Origin of the sequence: Nostoc sp. CCY 9925 (assembly GCF_963920935.1) — a bacterium.
GTDB lineage: Bacteria > Cyanobacteriota > Cyanobacteriia > Cyanobacteriales > Nostocaceae > Nostoc.
The window spans coordinates 1-4,749 of record NZ_CAWUDO010000218.1 but is presented as its reverse complement, the minus strand read 5'-3'; the positions used below and the strand labels follow the sequence as shown (position 1 = coordinate 4,749).

Below are 4,749 nucleotides of genomic sequence, written 5' to 3'. Positions count from 1 at the left end.
AGTTGTTAGCGATCGCACCTTTTTCACCCAACCTCACAAAATCGCGTTGCTCCCTCCTAAAGTACGAGAGAGTTTTCAGTGACAACTAGCGAAGCGTTTTAACTGCACGCTTTTGAGAAATTTAGGAAGTAGTAAAAGATTTAGGCACAAATTCTAGGCGTAGAGAATTGAATTTGTACAAGCTTGATATTCGTGAAAAATTTGGCGTAGCCCAAGGTAGAAATTGCCCTACAAAGCTGTAGTGAAAACTCGACCTAAAGGCTTAAAAGTAGAGTTGAAAAGGCTAAGATTCAAGTCAAGCGGTTAACTACGTTCAATTATTAAAGCCGCAGTCAGCTAAACAATGCCTAGCAAAGAAATTCAAGTCAAAGAGTACACCGTCAGAGCGCACAAACGTCAGATACACACACGCATTTTTAACTTCGTCTGTAAGCAGTGCGATCTCTCAACTTCTCGTGAGACGTATGGCCCACGCCCCCTGTACTGCGAAACCTGTCGTCCTCCAGGGCCGCCTAAGAAGTCTTCTATAGCTGCACCTGCCAAGAAAGGTAAGCCCAGGGCTAAGGTCTATAAAAGTGATGTTGATTTTCAGAAGTCTTCTTCGTGAGGCGATTTCTGGCTATAAGCAAAATGCTTCTGGACAATTGCATCCCAGAAGCATTGAGTGTAATTTGCTTTGAGCGATTCTAACAGTTAATAGAACATTTGTACTATTAGTCAGTATTTTGTTAACCTTCAATTGCTGCGATCGCTAATTGAAATTGTGTAAAGGCTCAAAGGTTACGTGAACCTATTCAGAAAGCTATATTAAAGCATAGGCTAAATACTACCTTTGCGACCGAACCTCCTCAGGTTGGAAGGAAGCCTCTAGCTTTGATATGGGTATAACCCGTTTGCTCGAAACTAACTTATCCTGTAATTTTTTTTGTTTCATTAAACTGGTATATTTTATAGGAAAAATTGCAGCGTAATACTAACAAAATATGATTATTGCAATAACTAATCAAAAGGGTGGGGTAGCTAAGACAACCTCAACTATTGCTTTAGGTGGATTGCTTGCAGAAACTTCCTCTTGCCTTGCTGTTGATTTTGATCCACAAGGGAATCTAACTACAGGGTTAGGAATTCAAATTCAGCCTGGTCAGAAGACTTCCTATGAGGTACTTGTAGATCGTCAACAGAGTGCAGCGGCAGCAATTGTTGAAACTAAATATGGTATAAAGCTGATTCCGGCTGACATTTCTTTAGCATCGGGAGAAAAGCAAATTTTGCACTTAGCAGATAATAGCCGAATTCTTAGAAAGAAGTTAAATCCTCTACGTCAAGAATTTGTTCATATTTTAATTGATTGTCCTCCCAGCTTGGGTATGCTTACTTTAAATGCACTAATGGCAGCGGATGCAGTCTTAATTCCTGTTCAATGTCAATTTTTTGCTTTAGAGGGCTTACGTCAATTATTGGAGACTATTGAAAGTCTTCGAGATGAAGATACTCATCCTAATTTGCAAATTTTGGGAGTCTTGCCTACAATGGCAGACCGTACACTTACTACACAAGATGCTCTCAAAACTCTTCAAACTAAATTACCTGGTATCAAAATTTTTGAGCCAGTTCCTAAATCTGTTCAGTTTCCTGAATCAAACTTAGCCCGTGAACCAATTCATAGATACACTACAGAAAAAAAATTAATTGAACCTTATCAAGCAGTTGTGAAAGAAATGACAGAGCAGATCTAATATGGCTAAACGTCGCGTGTCAATGGCAGATGAAATAAATTTTCCTAACAAAACTAAGCAATTTCTTGACTTAGTAGGTGTGACTAATAGCTCTCAAGTTCCACTAGATAATTCGATTGAACACTATTTATTAGTTAGTCAAATACAAGTATCCGAGTATCAACCTCGACGTTATTTTTCAAATTCAGCAATGGAAAGCTTGGTTACTTCTATTCGTGAACATGGTATCCTGCAACCATTGCTTGTTCGACCTCTAGAATCTGGCAATTACGAACTTATAGCTGGGGAACGCCGTTACCGAGCAGCCCAAATACTGGGCATAAGGGAAGTTCCAGTTCTTATCCGTTCTCTTAACGATCAAGATGCTTTCCAAGTCGCACTGCTAGAAAATCTACAAAGAGAAGATTTAAATCCAGTTGAAGAAACCGAAGCAATTTTACAACTGCTCTCTATCCGCTTGGAATGTTCCCAAAAAGAAGTAATTTCTTTACTTCATCATATTTCCAACTGCCAAAAACAAAAAACCGAAATTACGGACAACGTTGTTCGTAGTCAATGGGAAACCGTAGAACATATTTTTACAGTATTAGGACGACTTACTCCAGATAGCTTTCGTAGTCATCGCTTACCATTATTAAATTTGCCTCAAGATGTTTTGGAAACTTTACGTCGAGGAGAAATCGAATATACTAAAGCCCGTATCATAGCTCAGATCAAAGATGAAAATCAGCGGCAAAAGCTATTAGCAGAAACTCTTCAACGTAACCTGTCAGTACGAGACATCAAAAATTACATTAAAGCAAATCAGCCTCTTAAGCCTTTTCAGTCTCATACTCTTCCTAATCGAATGAAAGAAACCTATCAGCGAGTTAAACAAGCTAAAGTTTGGGAAGATTCTAAAAAAGCTAAAACTTTAGAGAAGTTATTAGAACAGATTGAAGCATTATTGGAGTAAGTGTCTACTAGCCCCTAAGCCACTATAGTTATACTTGACAATAACTAAACAGACTAGTTTGTAAACTTTAACAGCTTTGCTATCAGTACCTTCGTTATATATACTCCCTTGTTTGTTGCCTCACTTGCTTAAGATCTTTTCTTGAGTATTGGTTTAGTCTGAGGATTGCGAAACTCTGTAGCGTCAGTTAATTTATTCTTTTTAGATGGACGCTGCTGTTTGGGCTGATTCTGCTTCGCCTCTTGCTGCACTGTGGCTTTATCTTTTTTAGAAGCTTTCAAGTAACGGGGTGCAGTTTCTTGAGGTGGTGCTGTCAGTGCTACAAAACCGAACACATCCCGCCCAGGCAAAAATTTAGACTTTAAAGACACAAATGCTCTTTTGCCTTGCTCGTCTTTTGCCACTTTGGGGTTAAATCTGAAGGGTTTAACTGGTGCATCCTTCCACAGCATCGGTATATGGCTGGCTTTCATGTATCTTACCTTTTGGGCTGGCAGTGCTTGTTTAATATATTCCAGCCTTTGGCTGCTAAAATTTCGGAACACTGAGATACACGGCGTTGAGCAGACCGGAATAAACTGCCACAATCCTGATAGCTTAAACTCTAAGTCTTCTAATTCATCAGAAATAGTTTCTTTAAACAATCCCTTGTCAAAACCCACTAACTGAAAAGCCATACGATGCGGCTGCTCTTTTTTCGGGAAGTGAGTTACCTGGGGATACACTACTAAACGTTGAAAAGAATTACCACTATTTTCTATTTCTCGCTTGAGTGCCTGAAATACTTTCAATTTATGACGCGCATACAACAAGTCGTATTCATGGTGGCCAATAGTAACTGTGCTTTTACCATCCTCACTAAATTTGACCTCCCCAGTAATTATGCCAACAGCCTGAAATATTGCTTCTGATGTTTCGATATCATCTATTTGCGACTCGACATCAAGATTAATCTGCTCATCAATTGGGGCTGATTCTGAAGTAACTACCTCACCTTTGGTTATCGAAAGTTCTTCCTTTGTATGAGTTTTTGGCTTAATTTGAGCTAAGTTTGCTGGGACAGGTTGCGTCTGGGACGATTGATGGACTTTCGGCTTCTCAGGAAAAGGGAAGGTAGATGACATGAGGATTCTTAGAAGGACATCAGGATTTAATTCGATTTTAAATCGTACACTCTTTATCTACATCTAGACCAGCAGTAATATGTGTACTTGTTTCTTTGCTCAAAGTCAACAAGTTAGGTGTGGGCTGAGTGGGTGTAAAGTATAGAGAAAAACCAATGAGGGCTTGAACCGAATGCCACTAAGAAAAGCTGAAACCTCGTCAGGGCAGGGTGTGGGAGGTGTGGAAAGATGGGGAAGAAATCTTTCCTCCCACACTCCTCCATCTCCTCATCTCTCCCCCCACACTCCCCACACTCCCCACTCAACACCCTGCACCCTGTTTTGCTCAGAGGCATTAAAACCTTGAGAATGGGTGATGTTGGATATATTGGTCAGTGAATTGATTTTGCAGCTAAGTCTAAACTGCTGTCTGCCAGGTCAATAGCTTAAACCAATAATATTGGGCTATGCGATTAGAATTTATAGATTAGTTAATCTTTACCTTTATTCATCTATTTTCCAAAATCCCAAAAATAAGTAAACAAGCTAAAAAATTAAAAATTCCAGATAGGAGCTAAATAGGGGTTATATAGTACCCAAATATATCATGTAAAGTCATGGGTACTAAATGGGAGCTATATGGGTTACAATTAACTACCATTTAGGGTATCCTCAAAAAGTCCTGATTTTATGCCACAATTAACACCAATGACAAACATCCATGCACTGCAAAAAATTTTTCCGGCAGGCTTTGACAATGGCTACGGTAGCCTAAAACTTTTAGTCGATGGCTTTGATGTGGTGAGAGTCCCCAGCTACATTTCCACAGCAGATATGGAAGACGTTCCCGGACGCGTAGAATTTAATGGAACAGCATATACAATCGGTGAATCTGCTTTCCGTGCTGGAAATCATTTTGAACGCAACACAGACAGTAATGGTGCGGCTCGTTTCT

General features: G+C 39.6%; 4 protein-coding genes and 1 pseudogene. 4 read left to right on the top strand and 1 reads right to left on the bottom strand.

The window, feature by feature from the left end; translation table 11 throughout:
- Nucleotides 1–343: 343 nt before the first annotated feature.
- From ACM0OY_RS39515 to ACM0OY_RS39505, 3 genes are all read left to right on the top strand, one after another.
- Nucleotides 344–607, top strand: a complete 264-nt coding sequence (locus ACM0OY_RS39515; RefSeq protein ID WP_414574159.1) for a hypothetical protein — start codon at nt 344–346, stop codon at nt 605–607.
- 376 nt (nt 608–983) lie between these two features.
- The gene (locus ACM0OY_RS39510; RefSeq protein WP_414574158.1) at nt 984–1,736 is read left to right on the top strand and encodes a ParA family protein; all 753 of its coding nucleotides are present in this window, start codon (nt 984–986) and stop codon (nt 1,734–1,736) included.
- A gap of 1 nt (nt 1,737) precedes the next feature.
- Nucleotides 1,738–2,691: a ParB/RepB/Spo0J family partition protein gene (locus ACM0OY_RS39505; RefSeq protein WP_414574157.1), complete on the top strand. Its 954-nt coding sequence runs from the start codon at nt 1,738–1,740 to the stop codon at nt 2,689–2,691.
- A 128-nt stretch (nt 2,692–2,819) separates the two neighbouring features.
- Here the strand turns inward: ACM0OY_RS39505 and ACM0OY_RS39500 are convergent, their stop codons facing one another.
- Complete coding sequence (locus tag ACM0OY_RS39500) at nt 2,820–3,815, bottom strand: hypothetical protein (RefSeq protein WP_414574156.1); 996 nt, start codon at nt 3,813–3,815, stop codon at nt 2,820–2,822.
- A gap of 687 nt (nt 3,816–4,502) precedes the next feature.
- Between ACM0OY_RS39500 and ACM0OY_RS39495 the strand changes: the two are divergent.
- Nucleotides 4,503–4,749, top strand: a pseudogene (locus ACM0OY_RS39495) (hypothetical protein); the annotation flags it as partial.

Excerpts from the sequence above, each read along its gene's own strand:
- ACM0OY_RS39515 (WP_414574159.1), top strand. The coding sequence starts at position 344 with ATGCCTAGCAAAGAAATTCAAGTCAAAGAGTACACCGTCAGAGCGCAC.
- ACM0OY_RS39510 (WP_414574158.1), top strand. The coding sequence starts at position 984 with ATGATTATTGCAATAACTAATCAAAAGGGTGGGGTAGCTAAGACAACC.
- ACM0OY_RS39505 (WP_414574157.1), top strand. The coding sequence starts at position 1,738 with ATGGCTAAACGTCGCGTGTCAATGGCAGATGAAATAAATTTTCCTAAC.
- ACM0OY_RS39500 (WP_414574156.1), bottom strand. The coding sequence starts at position 3,815 with ATGTCATCTACCTTCCCTTTTCCTGAGAAGCCGAAAGTCCATCAATCG.